The organism is Anaerostipes caccae L1-92, assembly GCF_014467075.1.
GTDB lineage: Bacteria > Bacillota > Clostridia > Lachnospirales > Lachnospiraceae > Anaerostipes > Anaerostipes caccae.
The window spans coordinates 2511966-2531802 of sequence record NZ_AP023027.1; the positions used below are offsets into that span (position 1 = coordinate 2511966).

General features: G+C 45.9%; 21 protein-coding genes. All 21 read right to left on the minus strand.

The features are described from left to right. Positions 1–5: 5 nt before the first annotated feature. Positions 6–299 carry an Asp-tRNA(Asn)/Glu-tRNA(Gln) amidotransferase subunit GatC gene (gene gatC / locus ANCC_RS12285; protein WP_006568028.1) on the minus strand — a complete coding sequence of 98 codons (294 nt, stop codon included), beginning with the start codon at positions 297–299 and terminating at the stop codon, positions 6–8. Between the two features lie 170 nt (positions 300–469). Further along, positions 470–595 carry a hypothetical protein gene (locus ANCC_RS17840; protein ID WP_259818726.1) on the minus strand — a complete coding sequence of 42 codons (126 nt, stop codon included), beginning with the start codon at positions 593–595 and terminating at the stop codon, positions 470–472. A 43-nt stretch (positions 596–638) separates the two neighbouring features. Beyond that, positions 639–1688 (minus strand): hypothetical protein, encoded by a 1050-nt coding sequence (locus ANCC_RS12290; RefSeq protein WP_233458297.1) that lies wholly within the window; start codon positions 1686–1688, stop codon positions 639–641. Between the two features lie 32 nt (positions 1689–1720). Beyond that, positions 1721–2161, minus strand: coding sequence for a hypothetical protein (locus tag ANCC_RS12295; protein ID WP_006568031.1), 441 nt, complete (start codon positions 2159–2161; stop codon positions 1721–1723). 21 nt (positions 2162–2182) lie between these two features. Then, a complete protein-coding gene (locus tag ANCC_RS12300; RefSeq protein WP_006568032.1) occupies positions 2183–2827 on the minus strand; it encodes an HAD family hydrolase in 645 nt (214 codons plus the stop codon). Between the two features lie 339 nt (positions 2828–3166). Beyond that, a complete protein-coding gene (locus tag ANCC_RS12305; RefSeq protein ID WP_233458296.1) occupies positions 3167–3802 on the minus strand; it encodes a thiamine diphosphokinase in 636 nt (211 codons plus the stop codon). Further along, positions 3802–4677 (minus strand): ribosome small subunit-dependent GTPase A, encoded by an 876-nt coding sequence (gene rsgA, locus ANCC_RS12310; protein ID WP_006568034.1) that lies wholly within the window; start codon positions 4675–4677, stop codon positions 3802–3804. The genes ANCC_RS12305 and rsgA overlap by 1 nt, the downstream gene beginning before the upstream one ends. A 9-nt stretch (positions 4678–4686) precedes the next feature. Next, positions 4687–6474, minus strand: a complete 1788-nt coding sequence (gene pknB / locus ANCC_RS12315; protein WP_006568035.1) for a Stk1 family PASTA domain-containing Ser/Thr kinase — start codon at positions 6472–6474, stop codon at positions 4687–4689. After that, the gene (locus ANCC_RS12320; RefSeq protein WP_006568036.1) at positions 6468–7205 is read right to left on the minus strand and encodes a Stp1/IreP family PP2C-type Ser/Thr phosphatase; all 738 of its coding nucleotides are present in this window, start codon (positions 7203–7205) and stop codon (positions 6468–6470) included. Before ANCC_RS12320 ends, pknB begins: the two co-directional genes overlap by 7 nt. Position 7206: 1 nt before the next feature. Beyond that, positions 7207–8271, minus strand: a complete 1065-nt coding sequence (gene rlmN, locus ANCC_RS12325; RefSeq protein WP_006568037.1) for a dual-specificity RNA methyltransferase RlmN — start codon at positions 8269–8271, stop codon at positions 7207–7209. Then, the gene (gene rsmB / locus ANCC_RS12330) at positions 8268–9614 is read right to left on the minus strand and encodes a 16S rRNA (cytosine(967)-C(5))-methyltransferase RsmB (protein ID WP_006568038.1); all 1347 of its coding nucleotides are present in this window, start codon (positions 9612–9614) and stop codon (positions 8268–8270) included. Before rsmB ends, rlmN begins: the two co-directional genes overlap by 4 nt. Position 9615: 1 nt before the next feature. Then, positions 9616–10545: a methionyl-tRNA formyltransferase gene (gene fmt / locus ANCC_RS12335; protein ID WP_039946878.1), complete on the minus strand. Its 930-nt coding sequence runs from the start codon at positions 10543–10545 to the stop codon at positions 9616–9618. A gap of 10 nt (positions 10546–10555) precedes the next feature. Further along, positions 10556–11029, minus strand: coding sequence for a peptide deformylase (gene def / locus ANCC_RS12340; RefSeq protein WP_006568040.1), 474 nt, complete (start codon positions 11027–11029; stop codon positions 10556–10558). Positions 11030–11067: 38 nt separating this feature from the next. Continuing rightward, a complete protein-coding gene (gene priA, locus ANCC_RS12345; protein ID WP_006568041.1) occupies positions 11068–13293 on the minus strand; it encodes a replication restart helicase PriA in 2226 nt (741 codons plus the stop codon). A 3-nt stretch (positions 13294–13296) separates the two neighbouring features. Then, the gene (gene glmM, locus ANCC_RS12350; RefSeq protein WP_039946880.1) at positions 13297–14646 is read right to left on the minus strand and encodes a phosphoglucosamine mutase; all 1350 of its coding nucleotides are present in this window, start codon (positions 14644–14646) and stop codon (positions 13297–13299) included. Positions 14647–14780: 134 nt separating this feature from the next. Next, a complete protein-coding gene (locus ANCC_RS12355) occupies positions 14781–15200 on the minus strand; it encodes a Fur family transcriptional regulator (RefSeq protein ID WP_009290314.1) in 420 nt (139 codons plus the stop codon). Positions 15201–15313: 113 nt separating this feature from the next. Further along, a complete protein-coding gene (locus ANCC_RS12360; RefSeq protein WP_009290313.1) occupies positions 15314–16522 on the minus strand; it encodes a deoxyguanosinetriphosphate triphosphohydrolase family protein in 1209 nt (402 codons plus the stop codon). Positions 16523–16591: 69 nt separating this feature from the next. Beyond that, positions 16592–17473, minus strand: coding sequence for a phosphatidylserine decarboxylase (locus ANCC_RS12365; RefSeq protein WP_006568045.1), 882 nt, complete (start codon positions 17471–17473; stop codon positions 16592–16594). A gap of 12 nt (positions 17474–17485) precedes the next feature. After that, the gene (locus ANCC_RS12370) at positions 17486–18097 is read right to left on the minus strand and encodes a CDP-alcohol phosphatidyltransferase family protein (RefSeq protein WP_006568046.1); all 612 of its coding nucleotides are present in this window, start codon (positions 18095–18097) and stop codon (positions 17486–17488) included. A 10-nt stretch (positions 18098–18107) separates the two neighbouring features. Then, positions 18108–19130, minus strand: coding sequence for a lysylphosphatidylglycerol synthase transmembrane domain-containing protein (locus ANCC_RS12375; protein WP_006568047.1), 1023 nt, complete (start codon positions 19128–19130; stop codon positions 18108–18110). Further along, positions 19120–19836: a phosphatase PAP2 family protein gene (locus ANCC_RS12380; protein ID WP_006568048.1), complete on the minus strand. Its 717-nt coding sequence runs from the start codon at positions 19834–19836 to the stop codon at positions 19120–19122. Before ANCC_RS12380 ends, ANCC_RS12375 begins: the two co-directional genes overlap by 11 nt. Position 19837 lies beyond the last annotated feature (1 nt).

A 19837-nucleotide genomic window follows, 5' to 3' on the forward strand; every position in this document is an offset into this window, starting at 1 on the left:
TCCTCCTATTCTACGGTCTTTGGCACCACAAAGGCGCCGTCTTTTCTCTCCGGTGCGTTTTTAAGAATCTCTTCTCTGTCATCTCCATTGGTAACGATATCTTCTCTGAATACATTGTTTACCGGAAATACGTGAGACATAGGTTCCACACCGTCCGTATCCAGTTCATTCAGCTTGTCGACATAGTCCAGCATACTTTCCATATCCTTCTTTGCCTGTTCTTTTTCTTCGCCGGACAGCTCAAGCTTTGCCAAAATGCCGACGTATTCGATCGTTTCATCACTGATGTGATTTGCCATTTTATTTCCTCCTTTTATAAAGGGTGGGTGAACTTAAAAATCCCGCTCCAAAGCAAAATTGCTTCGGGGCGGGAATATCTTCCCACGGTACCACCCGTCTTAAAACCAGAATCTCTATTCATATTCTGGCTTCCTCTCGTTTCCGTACTTAACGCGTACCACGTGACCGCCTAACAGGCATCCTGCCTTTCAGCCGCCCAGCTCCAAAGTGTTCCCGCCGCAAGGTGTCCCTGGAAAGCTTTCAGTCTGCGGGCTTTCCTCCCTGTAAGGTTCCTTTTGCCTTGAGTCTTTTTCACTGCCTTTCTCCCACTATGATTTTTAATCATAACACAGTTAATTTTATGAATCAAGCCCATTTAACGAATCATAGACATGCATATTTTCAGGTCTGACATGTTTGCTCGGAATCAGCCTGACCTGAAAATATCCTTCCGGTGGAATTTCGATTTCCGTGCCTTTCATAAGTTCTAAATTCACAAATTTTTCTGGATCTTCCCCCTTTGAATCTTCTGAGAGCCAAATACTATTTGCACCAAATTCGTCATCCTTATCTTGTTCATAAGTAAATTTGAATTCACCACCATCGCTGACCGCAACTACATCATAAGTGCCTGCCGGAAAATCTTTTCCTGCTGTCATCACCCCGTCAACTTCTACTTCTTTACTCAGAGGATTTTTCCTGGGTTCTTCCATTTTCTTCATATTAGCATCCGATGTCTCGCAGTTAATATGCCCCCTGCCTGTAACTTCTATTAAAGAGCCCTGATAAAGACGGACGTTTTTTACTTTACAGTACCGCTTTACATCCAATATTTTTTCATCTGTAAACTGTTCGTAAATGCCGATATTCTGTGCATCATTATTTGCTGAAAAATACAGTTCCTCCCCTCCTGCGGTCATTGTATAGTTTCCTTCCGGAAGATCCAATCCTACGATGTATCTGCCGGAAGTAAGGTTCACAGAAAACCTCTTTCCGGTCTTCTCCAGATCATAATCCGTATCTTCATATGTATGGTCCGGCATCGTTTTTGTCCACTGTTTCTTTTCATCTTCACTCATAAAAGTCCGGACCTTTTTCATCAGCTGCCCGATATCAACCTCACTTACCGCATCCAAAAATATACTGGAAATAACCACGAAACTCAGAATAAACTTTATAAGCTTCCCCGCACCTCTTTTTTTCTCGGTGCGGAACTGTCTGTGTGCCTGTTTATGCTGTTTTGTCATAGAGTGCTTTGGCTCTTCGTTGGGCCTGGCTCTGTAATCCGGACGGTTCCCCCTGTTTCCGGATCTTTGCCCGCTCTCCAGTCTTTTAAAGTCATAACCGCACATAGGGCAGATGCCGTTCTTTAATTTTTCATTGCAGATCGGACATTTATCATATTTCATATCCATCTCCTCCAGCCGATAAGAATATCCTGCTATCTGGCCCGGTTCTTAAACTTTTTCTTTTTCTTTTCGATACGTTCTTTATCCTTCTGCTCGATCTCCGGGGCAATGGTCTTTGTAAACCATAAAAGCGCCAGCGCCGGTGCAAGGATCCAGAGTGATCTCTGATCATTTCCCAAAAATGAAATCGTCATAATTCCCCTGGCCTGAAACATCATTACAAACATATAAACAAAGACTAAAAGAAGTGCAAATGACTCTGTTTTCGTATAATTTTTGCCCGTACCGGGTCCCACGAGGAACCGTTCTAGGAGCAGAGCAGCTCCGCTGATCACTGTCAGGATAAATGCCACATCCGTAAACTCAACACTGGATCCCACAAAATTTTTTACCCAGTCAAACACCAGACTGAATGCAAACATCAGGATCAGGACAAGCCACAGTACTTTTTCTAATTTTTTATATAATTTCATCTTTTCACCTCTGTAAATTATCTACGCATTTTTCAGCATTGGAATCACATCCACTACCCGCTTCACTTTGGTATCTGCCTCTTCCTGCGGCAGACAATATTCTTCCGGCACCTTTGCCACCGTAAAAATTCCGGCGCCTTTGGACGCCCGGATGCCTGCCCTGGAATCCTCCAGAGTAATACACTGTTCCGGCTCCAGGTCCATATATTCCATTGCTTTTAAATAGACATCCGGATGGGGCTTATTTCTCCGCAGCTTTTCTCCGCTGATCACAAAATCAAAATGACTTTCGAGACCGCACTCCTCCAGCATTTTTTCGATACAGTCCATAGAATTTCCGGAAGCCAGGGTTGTCTTGATCTTTTTCTCTCTGCAGTATGTAAGCAGCTCCTTCACTCCCGGATTGAGAATATCCCGATAGTTAAATTTTACCTGATCTTTCAGCTGAGCAAACATCTCGGCAAACTCTTCCCTGCTGGTCCTGTCTCCCCAAAACTCCATAAAGTAATCAATAGCCTCCGCATACGGTGTGCCAATGATCTTCTCAAAATCACTCATTCCCATCTCGATACCCTGCTTTTTAAACCATGTCATGAATTTTTTTACATACACAAGCTCACTGTCCACGACGACTCCGTCCATATCCATGATCAAACCTTTTTTCATAATATCAACCCTCTCCAAATATAAAAAATAAGCAACACTAAAACAAGTATACCTTATCGTGCGAAGCACGTCCACCCGAAGGGTATGAAATACGGTGTGCCCTGTGGGTATACCTTATCGTGCGAAGCACGTCCAACTCGAGAGACATTTTCCACATAATTTCCGTTCGGCTCTTAGAATGCCTCACTCCAACCATGTAGAAAATGGACGTAATGTCTGCTGGATAAGGACTCATTAAACTGCAGTCACTATCTAACGATAGTTTTTTAGCACTATTGGAGGAACGCATTTTAAAGCGTGACGGAAATAGTGGTAAAAAACTCGTCCACCCCGCCTCATCTAGTCTTTGCTTTCTACCACAAGCAGGGTCCCTGTCTTCATTTCAACGATTCCGGTCTCCTCAGTCAGTTCATTGCTGATCCCCCATGTCTCATGAAACAGAAGCGTATCGTCATTCAGCGGGTAATAAAATCCGTGAAGTGTCACTCCTGTAACCGTGCCCACCGGAATGAGGGAAATATAGTTCCCAAACTGTTCATTTTTATCTATACAAAGGGGGCGGTCCACTGCCCGGATACGGTTATGTGAATCCACCATATATGCCTCCACTCCATGCTTTAACGCATAGACGAGCTGTCCCATATTGCCGAGTACATGGTCCAGCCTGGTTCCCGTACTCCCAAGTACCGTCACTTTATCGGCTCCCATGCGGACTGCCTGCTCCATGGCGATCCCTGTATCCGTGTCGTCTTTTTCTCTCGGCAGAACCATAATGTTTTCTTTTTCAAACTTTTTTACCGTTTCTCTGGGACAACTGTCGAAATCGCCCAAAATAAAATCAGGGCGAATCCCGATCTGTTCTGCATAGAACAGTCCTTTGTCCGCAGCGATGACTTTATCAAATTTCTGTGTCTGAATATAAGAACGGGCGAAGACCCTGTCCAAATCTCCGCCTGTTAAAATCAAGATATGCATTACCATTTTCTCTTTTCTTTTAATTCATTGTAGATGAGTACATAGTTGTCATAGCGTGTCTTACTGATCTTCCCTTCATCAAGCGCCTGTTTGACACCACAGCCAGGTTCATGGGTATGGCTGCATCCCTGGAACCGGCATTGTCCCTCATAGGGTTCAAATTCTTTAAAATAGTATTTAATCTCGTCTTCCTCGAACATATCCACAAACAGAGAGCTGAAGCCCGGCGTATCCATGACGAAGGTGTCTTCTCCCACCCGGATCAGCTCCGAATGTCTGGTCGTATGCTTTCCTCTCTGGATCTTTTCACTTACCGCTCCGGTTTCCATATTTGCATCCGGATATAAAAGATTCATCATAGAAGATTTTCCTACACCGGAAGGGCCTGCAAGCACAGTTGTCTTGTGATCTACAGCCTCCCTGATCTCCGAAAGTCCCGTCTCTCCGGAAACACTGGTAAAGATCACCCGGTGGCCGCAGTCTTTATATACATCCATGAGAACAGACAGTTCTTTTTCTTTTGCAAGATCCGTCTTATTAAAACAAACCACCGCAGGGACTCCCTGCTTCTCCATCATGAGCAAAAACCGGTCCAGAAGATTATAATTTGGTTTTGGATTCTTGGCTGCAAAAATAACCAGCGCCTGATCAATATTTGACACAGCCGGACGGATCAGTTCGTTCGTCCTTGGGAGTAACTCTGTCAGATTTCCCAGCTTTTTTTCTTCATCCAGGACTTCGATCTCTGCCATGTCTCCCACGAGCGGCTTCATCTTCCGGTTTCTGAAAATGCCTTTTGCTTTGCACTCATATAAACCGGTGCCCGTGTCAACATAATAAAACCCTGCAATTCCTTTGATAATTCTTCCCTGCATGAACTGATCTTACTCCTCTGTATTATCTGTGGTGTCTTCTGTTGTCGGCTGCTTTCCAAGACTTACGACCACGCCAATTCCTGTTCCTTTTGTGACCTTTTTCCCGGCTTTTGGTGACTGACTGATGATGCATCCCTCCGGCACCCTGCTGTCGTACTTTTGGGAAGAGACAATCAGCTTTAATCCTTCTATGCTTAACTCTTCTCTCGCATCCTCTACGGTCTTAAATACGATCTCCGGCACTGTGACCTTGTTCTCACCCTTGCTGACCGTGATCGTCACCTTGGAACCTCTGGAAATTTTGTTCCCCGCTCCAGGAGACTGAGAAATCACATCACCTTCCTTGACACTGGAGCTGAATTTGGTAGACACAGAAACTTTGAATCCCTGGTCTGAAAGAATCTTCGTGGCAGACTTCTGGCTGTATCCGCGGACATCCGGCACCTCAACTTTGCTCTCGCCGGTGCTGACAGTCAATACAATGGTCGTACCCTTTTCCACTTCCTGGTCAGACTCCAGACTCTGGCGGATGATATATCCCGCTTCATAAGAAGAGGAAGCCTCTGTTTTGCGCTCCACTTTCAGGTCCTCATCGATGGACGCCAGCGCAGCATCGTAAGTCATTCCCACATAGTTTTCAACCGGTACCTTCTCAAGCTCTTCCGTGGTGCTTTCCTCGGTAGTCGTAAGTTTCTCTGTGCCGGCATTGTCCCCTGAGCGAAACAGCCCTGAACTGTTAATGACCAGCACAATGATGGATATGAGAATAATGGCTCCCACCACAGCAGCCAGGACGACAACCAGTTTTTCGATCTTGGAATTCATGCCCCGCGGCTCTTCCTCATCGTCGTCATCCACAAATCCAGATTCCTCTTCCGGTTCTTCTTCTGTCTCCTCCTGTTTTACAAACTCTTTTGTATGAAGCAGCTGCGTCGGTGAATCATCCACAAAGGGCACCATGCCTACATAGCTTCCTTTCGTGTCTTCAAAAACCAGCTTCAAATCCTCGATCAGTTCATTCACAGACTGATACCGGTCTTCCGGCTTCTTCATGGTACATTTGAGAATGATCTTTTCCAGGCTTTCCGGGATATCTCCGATCAGTTCCCCCGGAGGCGTAATCTCATTCTGGAGATGCATCAGAGCAATGGTAACCCCATTTTCATGGTCAAAAGGAACCTGGCCCGTGGCCATCTCATACATCGTGATGCCCAGGGAATAAATGTCGCTCTTCTCATCACAGTACTTTCCTTTGGCCTGTTCCGGAGAAATATAATGGACTGATCCTATGGCCGTGGATGTGACTGTATTGGAGTTGGCCGCCTTTGCTATTCCAAAATCCGTGACTTTTACCTGACCGGAATCTGAGACCAGAATATTCTGCGGCTTAATATCCCTGTGGATCGTGTGGTGCCCATGGGCATGACTGATCGCTGAAGCTATCTGAAGAGATAATTCTACAGTCTCTTTCGCGGAAAGATGCCCCTTTTTCTTAATATATTCCTTCAGGGTAATGCCTTCTGCCAATTCCATGACAATGTAATTGACACTGCCTTCCTGACCTACATCATATACGTTCACAATATTGGGATGGGCCAGTCTTGCGACCGCCTCTGCTTCCACCTGAAATTTTTTTAAAAACTTCTCATTATCTACATATTCATTTTTCAGCACTTTGATGGCGACATTCCGGTTGAGTTTATGGCACTTTGCCATGTATACGTCAGCCATCCCGCCGGTACCGATCTTTTTCAGGATTTCATAGCGTCCTCCTAAAATGGTTCCTGTTTCTAACATGTGATCTCACCTCGCTCCCCCAGCGCAACGATCACCAGGGATATATTGTCCTTGCCGCCATATTCGTTGGCCCTGTTCACCAACTGGGCTGCCTTATTTTCTAATTGACTGTGATCCAACAGGAGTTCTTTGATTTCATCATCCGCAACCATGCTCGTCAGTCCGTCACTGCACAACAATAAATATCCGTTTTTCTTCGGCAGCTCAAAAAAATCGGGTACAGATTCAATCCCTGCACCGATCGCTCTTGTGATCAGATTTCTTTTTGGATGCTGCCTCATCTGTCTGCGGTCAATCTCTCCGGCCTTCACCAATTCTTCCACAAAAGAATGGTCTGTTGTCACCTGGACAAGATCCTGATCTGCAAAATACAGACGGCTGTCCCCGATGTTCATCACAAAAATACTCTCTTCTGTCACAGTGGCTGCTACCATAGTTGTTCCCATGCCAGAGTACTCTTCTTCCTGGCACTTCAGCAATATTTCACTGCTCACTTTCTGCAGTGCTTCCTTCATAATCTCAATAGGATCTGAATTCTCTATCTCTCGTATTAATTCCACAAACCGACTGACCGCAAAAGAGGACGCAAAACCTCCTGCCTTGTGGCCTCCCATGCCGTCCGCAACGATATATAAATTATCTAATTGTCCTACGGGTTCATCAGAGTGAAAGATGGTGTCCTGATTTTCAGACCGTACCTTTCCTCTGTGAGAAGTTCCAACGGATTGCATCTTAGTTCTCCTTTTTTGTGCGGATTTCCTGTTTTTCCACAGAATTCAGCTTCTTTCTTCTTAATTGTCCACAGGCAGCGTTGATATCTCTGCCCATTTCTCTTCTTATGGTAACATTTACACGATTTTTTTCAAGTATGTTTTTGAAGTCGTTTACAAACTCCGGCATAGACTGGCGGAAGTCTCTCTCCTTAATAGGATTGACCGGAATCAGATTGACATGGCATGGAAACCCGCCTAAAAAGCGGCAAAGTTCCTTTGCATTTTGGGGACTGTCATTCACTTCTGCTACAAGGCTGTATTCAAATGTGATCCTCCGGCCCGTCCGGTCAAAATAATATTTACAGGCAGCAAGCAGATCTTCCATAGAATACTGATTTGCCACCGGCATCAGGGATTTCCTCATCTCGTCGTTGGAGGCGTGAAGAGAGATCGCAAGAGTCATCTGAAGCTTTTCATCTGCCAGTTCCCGTATTTTCGGCACCAGTCCGCAGGTAGACACTGTCAGGTTTCTTTGACTTAAATTCAGCCCCTTTTCATCGGTCAAGAGTCTGATAAATCTCAAAAGATTTTCATAATTATCCAACGGTTCCCCAGTTCCCATAACGACCACATTGGACACCCGTTCCCCGGTATCTTTCTGGATATAATAAATCTGTCCAAGCATTTCTGACGGTAAAAGATTGCGGTCCAGCCCTCCGAGGGTAGATGCACAGAATCTGCATCCCATCCTGCACCCGGCCTGTGACGAAATGCACACCGAATTGCCGTGCTTGTATTTCATCAGGACACTTTCTATCGTATTCCCATCATTCAGCTGAAATAAATACTTTCTTGTGCCGTCAATCCTGGATACATAGGTTTCCACTTCTTTCAGTTCCGCAGCTTCATATTTTTCCTGAAGTTTTTCTTTCAGGTTTTTCGGAAGATTGTTCATCTCATCAAGAGAGGATGCCAGCCTCTTATGGAACCACTCAAATATTTGTTTTGCACGGAACTTCTTTTCTCCCAGTTCTTCCACCGCAAGTTCCAGTTCTTCCAGTGTCATTGATTTCAGATCTCTCATTTTGTTCTCCTAAGTTTTCCGATAAAAAATCCGTCGCACGGATGTATTCCCGGCAGCAGCTGGATATATCCCTCTTTCACCGTTTTAATGTCAAGAGTTTCGGGAAGAAACGGAGTCAGGTCTTCCGGCTCAAATCCGGTCTGTCCCGCAAGCCACCTGAAATTTTCCTCATTTTCTTTCGGATTGATCGTACATGTAGAAAAAAGCAGGCTTCCTCCCGGCTTCACATAGGTCAGGGCAGTTTTTAGTATTTCTCTCTGCAGTTTCACCAGGTCTTCCAAAGCGGATTCTTCCAGATTGTACTTAATGTCCTGCTTTTTTCCCATAATTCCAAGTCCGGAACAGGGAACATCGCACAGTACAACATCCATAGACTCTGCCAGGCGTTCATCCGGAATTCTGGCATCCCAGATCTGAGTACGGATATTTTCAAATCCCACACGCTCAATGTTTTCCTTTAACAGTTCCTCTTTGTATTCCGTCAGATCCCGCGCCAAGACCTGCCCCGTTCCGTGGAGTTTGTCTGCCGCATACAGAGCTTTGCCTCCCGGCGCGCTGCACATATCGAGGATCTTCTGTCCCTCTTTTGGATCTGCAGCCTTTCCCGCCAGCATGGAACTTTCATCCTGCACAATAAACCGGCCTTCCCTGAATGATGTGAGACGTCTCAAAAAATCATAGTGAGAAATACGGAGTGCCTCCGGGAGAAGCTTTCCGTCTTCCACCTTGGCGCCGTCTTTTTCCAGGGAAGCGATCAGTTCCTCTCTGGACCCGCTGCTTTCCATCCATGAAACTGTTGTCTTTTTTGGCTCCAGGAAGGAACTAACGATCGTTTCTGTTTCTGCCTCTGAATAAGAACGCAGAAAATGACGGATGATCCATTCCGGCATGGAACAGGCAACAGACAAATACTTTTCAAAATCCTTATTCCGGTCCGGAAACGGAATCTCCTGCTTCTGTCTGGATATTGTTCTCAAAACACCGTTTACAAAGCCGGATAACTTAGAAAATCCCCGCTTTTTCGCCAGCTTTACACATTCATTGCAGGCCGCGGAGTCAGGAATATGATCCATAAATAAAATCTGACAGGCACCCATGCGGAGCAGTGAACGCACCAGCGGCTTCATTTTCCTTACCTTCGTCTTAGAATACAGATCGATCACATAGTCGATGGTCAGGCGGCGTTCCAGAGTTCCCTGGCATAGCCTTGTAAAAAAAGCCCGGTCCTTCTTTTCACTGAACTGATACTTTTCCAGTGTCTCTCCGATGGCAATATGGGACAGTTCCTCTTTTTTATCTATTTTCATCAGAACATCTAAGGCCAATTCTCTTGGATTCTGCATATTATTCTCCTAATACCGTTCCTGTATCCACCCTGGAGCCCGCCAAAAATGCCTGAACGGACATCCGTTTTTTCCCGGAAAGCTGGATCTCGTTGAGTGCTAAAGCATCCTGGCCGCAGGCCACAATCATCTGTTTCTTGGTCACTTCAATGATGGTGCCGGGTCTCTCATCTCCGTCATAAGAAACGATGTCCGCATCCCATATTTTCAGTGTTTTCCCTCCAAGTTCCGTATAAGCACTCGGCCATGGGTTCAGTCCGCGCACCCACTGTTCAATCTCAGCGGCACTTTTCGTGAACTCTATTTCCCCCATCTCTTTGCTCAGCATCGGGGCATAGGAACTCTCATTGTCATTTTGTTTCGTCCTTACCGCCGTCCCGTTTTCTAGTTTTTCTAAGGTCTCCAGCAATAAGTCTGCGCCCAGTTCCATCAGCTTGTCATGAAGGGTTCCTGACGTTTCTTTCTGATCCAGCGGGATGACCGCTTTGTCGATCATATCTCCCGTATCCAAACCTTTTTCCATATACATGGTTGTAATTCCCGTTTCCTTCTCACCGTTTAAGACGGCCCACTGGATCGGTCCCGCCCCGCGGTATTTCGGAAGAAGTGACCCATGGACATTGATACATCCGTATTTGGGGATATTCAGGATCCGCTCCGGCAGAATCTGTCCGTACGCGACTACTACAATCACATCCGGAGCCAGCTGTTCAAGGTCTTCTATAAACTGCTCATCTCTGGCTTTTGCCGGCTGAAGGACAGGGATTCCATGTTTCAGTGCCGCCTCTTTCACCGGCGGAAAAGAAAGTTTCTTTCCTCTTCCCTTCTGCTTATCCGGCTGGGTCACTGCCGCAGCCACATGATGAAATTGTGTCAGCTTCTCCAATGTAGGCACCGCAAATTCCGGCGTTCCCATAAATACAACGTTCATCGCGTCCTCCTTACTCTTCCTCTTCTTCCACATCTCTCACCGGTTCTTCCGCCACATCCGGGTAAAGGACTCCGTCCAAATGGTCGAGTTCATGGCAGATCGCCCTCGCAAGAAGTCCTTCTCCCTCCACTCTGATGGGGTTCATATCCCGGTCCAGCGCCTCACATACCACATGGTTCGGACGCTTTACGACTGCGACCTTCCCCGGAAGGCTCAGACATCCCTCATCTCCGATCTGTTCGCCGTCTTTTTCCACAATCTTAGGATTGATCAGGACCAGCGGCTGGCCTTCATAGGTGTCGATGACCACCAGCCGTTTCAGGATTCCAACCTGAGGAGCGGCCAGTCCCACACCATATGCCTCATACATCGTATCAAACATGTCTTCGATCAGCAGCATGGTCCTGGAAGTCATTTCTTTAATCTCTTTTGATGGTTTTCTGAGGACTTCATCCCCCATTTTTCTGATGTTTCTGATTGCCATGAATACTTCTCCTTCTCAAATATCTCAAATATTCTTTGTTAATAACTGCTCATAGGATTGAAATCAAATGTAATATGAATGTCTTTCGGCAGTTCCTGCCGGTCGATCCAAAGTTCCAGCCGGTCTTTCACCTTCACAAGTTCCTTGTAGTCTTTCTCTTTTACGTACAGCACCTGCCGGTAAATATCATTGACTTTTGCCAGAGAGGCTTCGCCGGGTCCGATGACACGGATACCCGAATTCTGAATGACCCTTGCCATGCGCTGTGCTGTCTGTTTACATTCCTCTTCCGAAGGCCCGGCAAGAAGGACTGTGAGCATCTGCCAAACCGGAGGATAGCAAAGCATCGTCCGGTAGGCTATCTCCTGGCGGTAAAACTCTTCATAGTCCTGCGCCGCCGCCGTGACAATACAGTAATGTTCCGGCGAATAGGTCTGTATGACAACCTCACCCGCTTTCTCACCTCTCCCTGCACGGCCGGCTGCCTGGGTCAAAAGCTGGAATGTCCTCTCTGCCGCACGAAAATCATTGGCATGCAGAGATAAATCCGCTGCCAGGATTCCGACGAGAGTCACGTTTTCAAAATCGTGTCCTTTGACGATCATCTGCGTGCCCACAAGAATATCGGCCCTGCCTTCCGAAAAAGTCTTCAAGATCTCTTCATGGCTGTGCTTTCTTTTCGTGGTATCCATATCCATCCGAAGCACTCTTGCTTCCGGAAATTCTTTCCTGATGGCGGCCTCTGCCTTTTGAGTACCGAGGCCGAACGTTCCGATAAACGGGCTGCCGCACTCAGGACAGGCCTCCGGCATCACTTCTTCATACCCGCAGTAATGGCAGCGGAGTTTCCCGTCCCTGTGATACGTAAGCGACACGTCACAGTGCGGACACTGCATTACAGTGCCGCAGCTTCTGCACGAGACAAACCCGGCATATCCCCTCCGGTTTAAAAACAGCATGACCTGTTCTTTTTTCCGAAGCCGGTCTCCGATCAGTTCATAGAGCCTTCTGCTGAACATGCTGCGGTTCCCCTGCTTTAATTCTTCCCTTAAATCTTCTATATACACATCGGGCAGGACCGCTTCTTTTGCACGGTCTTTCAGAGTCCAGAACCTGTATTTTCCGTCCAGTGCCTTCTGATAGCTCTCAAGAGACGGCGTTGCGGACCCTAAAATCACCGCCGCGCCTTCCATGTCCGCTTTTTTCAGGGCTACTTCTCTTGCATGATATTTGGGTGTCTGTTCACTTTTATAACTGCCCTCATGTTCTTCATCCATAATGATCAGCCCCAGGTTAGGAAACGGCACAAACAAAGCGGATCTGGGCCCGATGATAATATCGCAGTCCCCATTCTTTGCCCGGAGCCACTGATCGTATTTCTCTCCTTTGGAGAGTCTGGAATTAAGAATGGATACTCTGTCTCCAAACCGCTTCGTGAAACGGCAGACCGTCTGGTACGTAAGGGCGATCTCCGGGATGAGCACGATCGCCTGTTTCCCTTTTCTGACAACTTCTTCGATTGCCGCCAGATAGACCTCTGTCTTCCCGCTTCCGGTAACTCCGTGCAGAAGATACGTTTTCCTCTCCCCTGCCGCGTAATCTGCTTTAAATTCCTGTATCAGCTTCTCCTGACTCTCATTCAGGGGCAGGGCAGCCTCCGCTTCCATCCCGCCGGGGCCGGGATTCCGGTAAAACATTTCTGTTTCGACGCGGATGATGCCGTCCTGTTCCATACCTGCAACCGTTGTCCTCGGAATCTTCAGGTCTTTCGTCACACGCTCCCAGGAAACCGTCTGCTCATCCATGAGAGCAGCCAGCAGCCTGGCTTTTGCCGCATAATGCCTGCCTAAATATTCATCCAGCAGACCGGGAGCCTGCTCTTTGGGCAGCATGAGCCTGACAGATTTTTTTTCTTTTTGTTTCATCTTATCCTGCACGGGAAGCACGGTCTTCAATGCCTGGATCATGGTAGAGCCATAGTTTTCCCGAATCCAGTAGGCGAGCTTGATCATCCTGGATTCTGCGCTCACACTGTCTTCTTCTATGGACAAAATTTCCTTTATTTTCTTTGGATCGTACTCTGCCTGATCCGAAAGCCTGACAACATATCCCCTCTGTTCCCGGTTTCCTGCTCCAAACGGCACCCGAACGGACTGCCCGACCCGGATCTGCTCACATAAGGAAAAAGGCACTCGATATTGAAATACCCGATCCAGTGCCTCATGCGAAATATTAATGATAATATCTGCGTATAATGTTTCCATAAATCAGTCGATGACGTGTCCCTTTTGGCGCAGGACTTTCACTACACGGTCCACATGTTCCCTGCAGATCTCGTGAGTTTTGGCTTCCACCATGACACGCACCAAAGGTTCCGTTCCGCTCTCCCTTACAAGAATCCTTCCGTCATTTCCGAGTTCCTTCTCCACAGCTTCCACCGCTGTGATCACGTCTGCGTCTTCCCTGGCGTCTTTTTTATCCCGTACTTTGACGTTCTCAAGAATCTGCGGATAGATATCCACATCCTTTACCAGCTGACCGAGTGACTGTTTCTGTTCCAGCATGGCCTCCATGATCTTTAAAGAAGTCAGAATCCCGTCTCCGGTAGTCGCAAACTTGCTGAAAATAATATGTCCTGACTGTTCACCGCCCAGGCCGTGTCCGTTTCTGGACATATTTTCATACACATATTTATCTCCCACTGCTGTTTTTTCATAGTCGATGCCGGCCCGGTCAAAGGCCTTGTAAAGACCGAGGTTGGACATGACCGTCGTGACGACCGTGTTATTGTTGAGAGCGCCGTGCTCTTTCATGTATTTTCCGCACACATACAGGATCAGATCGCCGTTTACTTCTGCCCCGTTCTCATCCACAGCAATACACCGGTCTGCGTCGCCGTCGTATGCGAATCCCACATCCAGGTGGTTCTCTTTTACAAATCCCTTCAGGATCTCTATATGAGTGGAACCGCAGTTGGTGTTGATATTTGTTCCGTCCGGTTCATTGTTGATCACATAGACCTCTGCACCCAGTGTTTCAAATACATTCTTTGCAATGCTGGAAGAACTTCCGTTGGAACAGTCCAGTCCGACCTTTACATTTTTAAATGACCGTGTGGCCAGGGAGATGAGATATCCTATGTATCGGTTTCTTCCAGATGCGTAATCTTTCGCCCTTCCGATATCGCTTTTCGTGGCAAAAGGAAGTTCTCCGATCTCACCGTCGATGTATGCCTCGATCTGTTCTTCGACTTCCGCATCCATCTTATGTCCCTTGGCGTTGATCAGCTTGATCCCGTTGTCATAGTATGGATTGTGGCTGGCAGAAATCATAATGCCGCAGTCAAACTGTTCCGTGCGGACTACGTAAGACACACTCGGAGTCGTAGTCACATAGAGCATGTAAGCGTTGGCTCCTGAAGCCGTAAGTCCGGCCACCAGCGCATGTTCAAACATATAGCTGCTTCTCCTCGTATCCTTTCCTATGACTACTTTCGGGCGTTTCTTTTCCTTGCCCAGATGCCATCCCAAAAATCTTCCTACTTTATATGCATGCTCCACTGTCAGATCGATATTTGCCTCTCCGCGGAAGCCGTCAGTGCCAAAATATTTTCCCATGATTGACCTCTTTCTCATACTTTATTTTAAAATAACCTAGAATGTATTATAACATAAAGTCTCACCGTTGAAAAACAAAAAATCCCCGCCGGAGATCATGCTTTGACAGCACTGTCTCCAGCGGGGACACACTTTTAACTGCTTTTCCGGCTGACTTTTACAACAACGGAAATATCTTCATCCTTAATCTCACCAAGGGCCCTGAGCATTTTTTTCAGGGCGGGATACCATATATCCTTGGGGAGTTCCTTCATCTCTTCTTTTGTGAGCAGACTCGTCTGATCCTTCTCTGTCCCGAATAATCCCTCGTAACAGATCTCGTACTGCTTTCCCCGGTCGATGACTCCTAGCTCTTCCAAGGTATTCATCATCCGGTAGACAGTCGCTCTGCCGATGGCAGGATCTATTTTTGTCGCCTCATAAAAGATTTCTTTGCAGCAGGAACAATTATTTTTTAAAATCACATCCAGAATCACTTTTCTCTGGCTTGTAATCCGAAGCCCCTGCTCCCGAAGCTGCTCTATGATTCTTTCCCGGCTAAGTTCTGTGGTCATACTGCCTCCCATTCGCATCTGTCTCTCTGCCGTGCCTCCATAAATTGATAACCAATATCATTTATAGCCTTATCATACGCAACTTTTCTAAAATTGTCAAGTTTTTATTGATATCAATTTTCAAAATAAGACTTATAATTCACATGGTATTTCCCTTTCGGAAATAAGTGATGGTAGAGATCTACAAAATAATCATCTGTCATGCTCGCAATATAATCGGCCACAATCCGGTTCGGCTCCTCCTCTGCGTAGGATCTTGACGCATCATAATAAGACCTGGCCTCCTCCACGTATTCTATATGGTGTTTAAAAATCACCGATTCTTCATTTCCCGCGATCAAATCAGCATACAGCTTTTCATAGACTTCCCGGAACATCGGAGCCACATTTTCCGAATAAATACAGTCCAGTTTTTTGTTGAAATAAATTTGTTCATAGTTTTCTTTCTTGGCGATCTTCATGGCATCATAATACTTTGAATCCAGCATGATATAGTCTTTTCGGTAACTGTTTTCAACAATGTTCACGATCATGTTATTGATAATCTCCGCATTTTCTACTCCGATCTCCCCCTGAGTAAAAATATCACTGCTCTCAATCAGCTTTGCTTTCTTCGCATCCTGCCGGTCCTTGCCAAGATAGGCTACCATATCGCAGATCCTGACCACACATCCTTCAAGGGTTGAGGGGATCAGAGTTTTGATATAGTCTTTGTTTTGACTGCTGTTTCCCATCTTCTCATAAAACTCTTCAAAAGTATCCATCCGGCAGGGACGGTACTCCTGCTGTTCAAATTCTCCATTGTGACACAGGATTCCATCCAATGTCTGCAGTGAAAGGTTCCGCTCAAACATCCCGTCCAGCACCCGCACACTTTGAATATTGTGCTGAAAACACTGTCCTGTCTTCTCATGATAAAGTTCATCCAAATACCGTTCTCCCGCATGTCCGAACGGCGTGTGTCCGATGTCGTGTCCGAGGGCGACCGCCTCGATCAGGTCACAGTTTAAACCCAGGAGCTTACCGATATTTCTGGCAATCCTTGAGACAAGCTGTACATGCAGAGATCTTCTGGAAATATCATCGTTCAGGAAAAATGAAAATACCTGGGTCTTATCTGTATACCGGTTGTAGTATGGAGAGTGGATGATCTTTTCCACATCCCGGACAAAAGCCGGTCTCCAGAGGCTGGCCTTATCTCTTTCCCGATTTTTCCGGATCACCTGTTCATCCGTACATGCATAGGGATTTTTCCAGCCCACCTGCCGGTCCCTGATGATTTCCTTCTGCAGTTCTTTTGAAAGTTCATGATAATTAAGCATTTTCCTCTTCCTCCCTAAATCCCGAATCATGCCCGCTGACTCAATTTATAAAACAGAAAAAGCCTACAATTATGATTGCAGACTTTGTTTTTTTGCCATGCCTAAACGCTGGCCCTGTTTTAGTTTTGTCTCACATCCGTCTTTCGTTCTTTCCAATAAACATTCATCGATCTCTACCTTGTCGCCTCTGAAAAGCAGAACGATGGTGGAGCCTCCAAACTCAAAATATCCCTTTTCCATACCGCGGTGCATGATGCCTTCTTCGTGATGGTTTACGATCCGCCCTACCATCAGAGCTCCAACTTCCATCTGGACTGCATCGCCGAAATGCTCCGTCTTCATCATGGTAAACTCCCTGGCATTTTCTTTATAGACAGACACATAGTCATTGGCTGTCGGATTCACAGTGTGGTAGGCCCCTTTTATAAAATAATTCCTGCTCTTCGTGCCGTTGTCAAAATAGCAGTACCTGTGATAATCATCGACTGTAAGGCGCAGAATGACTGCGTAGCCGTTTCTGAAATGGTCAGCGATCTTTCTGCTTCTAAGCAGTGACTCCACGGTATAGACCGTATCTTTCACACAAAATGACGTGTCTTCTGTTATGCGGTATGCGCTTGCTTTACAGTCGCAAGGACTGAACAGAATGTCCTGATTTTCAGGAAGCAGCCGCTTTCCAGGCTTGATCCTCCTCGTGAAAAAATCATTATAAGACGTATAGATCCTGTCCTCATACTCCCTCATATCGATCTTATTTTTTCTGACAAACCGCTCGATCAGACACTTTGAGAAGCCTGTACTCAGAAAAAGACCTCCCAGCCTGGATATCCAGGGCTTTGTGAGAATCTTTAATTTGATACGGCCGATGTAAGTTCCATAAAGAAGCTTCAGAAATTTATCCTGAAAAGTTTCTTCCTCATAACAGCGGCCTTTTTGATCCACGTATTTCATTTCTTTTCTCCTTTAAAGAAAATATATTCTGACGGCGATCAGGATGCCTATAATTACAAATGCGAACATGCACTTCTTTCCCGGCTTAAACACACTGAAATCAATTACAAACAGCAGAGAAATGATCAATACTGCCAGCAGATATATGTATGGAAACTGTGCTGTAAAAAACCTTTTCAGCTGATATACGACGGGCAGAATCAGTGCTACCGATGTGACCGGAAGTCCCCGGTAATGTTTTCTTCTCTCGCTTGTCTCTGCCTGTCTCTGTTCTTCGGTGACATTAAAAAATGCCAGCCGGATCACCGCTCCCAGAATGTACATCATATATATGATTTTTGCATACCAAGCATCCATCCCCATGGAATAACCTATGACGACAGGAAACGCTCCAAAACAGATCAGATCACAGAGGGAATCAATCTCGATTCCAAATTTCTTTGCGTCATCGGAGCGTTTGATCATTTTTGCGACGGTTCCGTCATACATATCTGTAAATCCGGAGATCATCAGACAAATCATTGCTATTTTAAAGTTTCCGTTAAATGCCGCTGACATACCGAACACAGCACTGACGACACCTGCATATGTCAGTATCACTGACACATTATAAAATCCTATCATAATTAAACCTCTATTCCTTACGCTTTATTGTCACATGAGCCACAAAAGTCAAGAATGCACTGATCAGCACCAGAGCATAATAACTGATTCCCCGGCTCAGCAGCATTGCCGGATACAGCAGACTGCCCCTGAATATCTTCTGGAAAATACTTAAAAACAAGCCTTCACTGATTCCCATTCCTCCCGGAAGAGGAAGCATATCCACCGAGATCGATATGACACACTGAAGTGCTACAATATCAACAACTCCAAGTGCAGAGAGTCCCAGCGCCTTATAGACAAGATATGTGATGGAAAAATGCAGAATTCTCTGAACCAAAGTCACCAAAAACATCTCAAAAATCATGAGTTTATATTCTTTAATGACTGCAGCAGCCTTATGGTAGTCCTGCATCCAGCCCTCTATTTTTCTGATCCGCTCTTCTTTCTTTTTAAGGATATGAATTTTTTCCAGCATCCGTATCATTGACAGAAGCACTCTGGACGCAAGCGTCGGTTCAAATACCAGCATCAGCATCAGTGCGACGCAGAAAACATTCAGTCCGATACCGAGATAAAAGAAAAATGCTACCTGAGATATATAGTCTGTAATCAGGCTGTGCCGGAACACAAAGATCGCCGCTCCCAGAAATACTAATACAAACTTATATAAAATTGTAACGATCATCAAAACAACGGTTCCCACCGAAACATCGATCTTATCCCGGTTCATATAGTAAAGCTGAGCCGGCTGTCCTCCGGTGGCCGACGGCGTGATGCAGCTGAAAAAAAATCCTACAAACGAATAGAGAATGCAGTGCCTTTTCGGCACGCGGTACCGGAGCACACGCAGCATTCTGTAAATGATAAAAGCTTCGCAGCATACAAACACGATGATCAGCCCAAAACCTAATATATAGTATACAGGGCTGACGCTTCTCATAACCTTTAAAAGTTCCGGCAGCTCTTTTCCGCGAAAGATTGCATAAAATGTAAGCCCGAACAGTGCAAAAAAGAAGATGCCATTGCCAATCCAGCGCTTCTTATTCTCCATAACCTACCTCTTTGTCGATTGCCCTCTCCAAATGTACACCACGGTTGATCTTTGTAAACATACTCTGCAGTTTCAGATACCAATCCGTCTTCTGACCGACCAGATACATAGCCTCTGCCAGCAGTATCCCTCCTATCAGGTCTATGATATAATGCTGCTTCGTAACCTGAGTAGAAATACACACCAGAACTGCAAAAACACAGGAAAAACGCTGATACCACAAAGGAACTTTTTTCTGTCCCCTGATCCCAACATAACAAAACCAGCTGACCAGACAATGGATGGACGGAAACAGATTTGCCGACGGATCAACCGTATAAACCAGATTCAGCATCTGATCCCATATCCCGGTTCCGGTTATTTCGGGCCTTGCCAGAGTCGTCGGAACCATTACAAAGAAGATACCGCAGATGACTCTGGAGAGTAAATCTCCTACTAAGAACCGGTATAAATGCTCCTTCCCAATCCTGCCTATCATGATATAATTCACAGCCCAAAACAGATAACAGATCAGATAGATACTCGTAAATCCCGGTATCAGAGGAACTGCACGGTCAAATGCCGTTGTAAAATCATAATGCTTTAAATCCCTGCACAGAATCTGTGTACCCGTATAAATCAGTGAATTAAAAGTGAAAGAACAGATCAATGGGAGCACTGCATATTTGGGAATTATATTCCATAAATAACCATCCAGTTTTTTCATA

Bases quoted from the DNA above. Each gene is read 5' to 3' on its own strand.
- def (WP_006568040.1), bottom strand. From the start codon at position 11,029: ATGGCAATCAGAAACATCAGAAAAATGGGGGATGAAGTCCTCAGAAAA.
- ANCC_RS12365 (WP_006568045.1), bottom strand. From the start codon at position 17,473: ATGAAATACGTGGATCAAAAAGGCCGCTGTTATGAGGAAGAAACTTTT.
- ANCC_RS12305 (WP_233458296.1), bottom strand. From the start codon at position 3,802: ATGCATATCTTGATTTTAACAGGCGGAGATTTGGACAGGGTCTTCGCC.
- ANCC_RS12380 (WP_006568048.1), bottom strand. From the start codon at position 19,836: ATGAAAAAACTGGATGGTTATTTATGGAATATAATTCCCAAATATGCA.
- ANCC_RS12360 (WP_009290313.1), bottom strand. From the start codon at position 16,522: ATGCTTAATTATCATGAACTTTCAAAAGAACTGCAGAAGGAAATCATC.
- ANCC_RS12290 (WP_233458297.1), bottom strand. From the start codon at position 1,688: ATGAAATATGATAAATGTCCGATCTGCAATGAAAAATTAAAGAACGGC.
- rsgA (WP_006568034.1), bottom strand. From the start codon at position 4,677: ATGCAGGGAAGAATTATCAAAGGAATTGCAGGGTTTTATTATGTTGAC.
- ANCC_RS12295 (WP_006568031.1), bottom strand. From the start codon at position 2,161: ATGAAATTATATAAAAAATTAGAAAAAGTACTGTGGCTTGTCCTGATC.
- ANCC_RS12370 (WP_006568046.1), bottom strand. From the start codon at position 18,097: ATGATAGGATTTTATAATGTGTCAGTGATACTGACATATGCAGGTGTC.
- ANCC_RS12320 (WP_006568036.1), bottom strand. From the start codon at position 7,205: ATGCAATCCGTTGGAACTTCTCACAGAGGAAAGGTACGGTCTGAAAAT.
- pknB (WP_006568035.1), bottom strand. From the start codon at position 6,474: ATGTTAGAAACAGGAACCATTTTAGGAGGACGCTATGAAATCCTGAAA.
- rsmB (WP_006568038.1), bottom strand. From the start codon at position 9,614: ATGCAGAATCCAAGAGAATTGGCCTTAGATGTTCTGATGAAAATAGAT.
- fmt (WP_039946878.1), bottom strand. From the start codon at position 10,545: ATGAACGTTGTATTTATGGGAACGCCGGAATTTGCGGTGCCTACATTG.
- ANCC_RS12355 (WP_009290314.1), bottom strand. From the start codon at position 15,200: ATGACCACAGAACTTAGCCGGGAAAGAATCATAGAGCAGCTTCGGGAG.
- glmM (WP_039946880.1), bottom strand. From the start codon at position 14,646: ATGGGAAAATATTTTGGCACTGACGGCTTCCGCGGAGAGGCAAATATC.
- ANCC_RS12375 (WP_006568047.1), bottom strand. From the start codon at position 19,130: ATGGAGAATAAGAAGCGCTGGATTGGCAATGGCATCTTCTTTTTTGCA.
- rlmN (WP_006568037.1), bottom strand. From the start codon at position 8,271: ATGAGAGATCTGAAATCAATGACACTGGAAGAACTGGAACTTGCGGTG.
- ANCC_RS12300 (WP_006568032.1), bottom strand. From the start codon at position 2,827: ATGAAAAAAGGTTTGATCATGGATATGGACGGAGTCGTCGTGGACAGT.
- gatC (WP_006568028.1), bottom strand. From the start codon at position 299: ATGGCAAATCACATCAGTGATGAAACGATCGAATACGTCGGCATTTTG.
- priA (WP_006568041.1), bottom strand. From the start codon at position 13,293: ATGGAAACATTATACGCAGATATTATCATTAATATTTCGCATGAGGCA.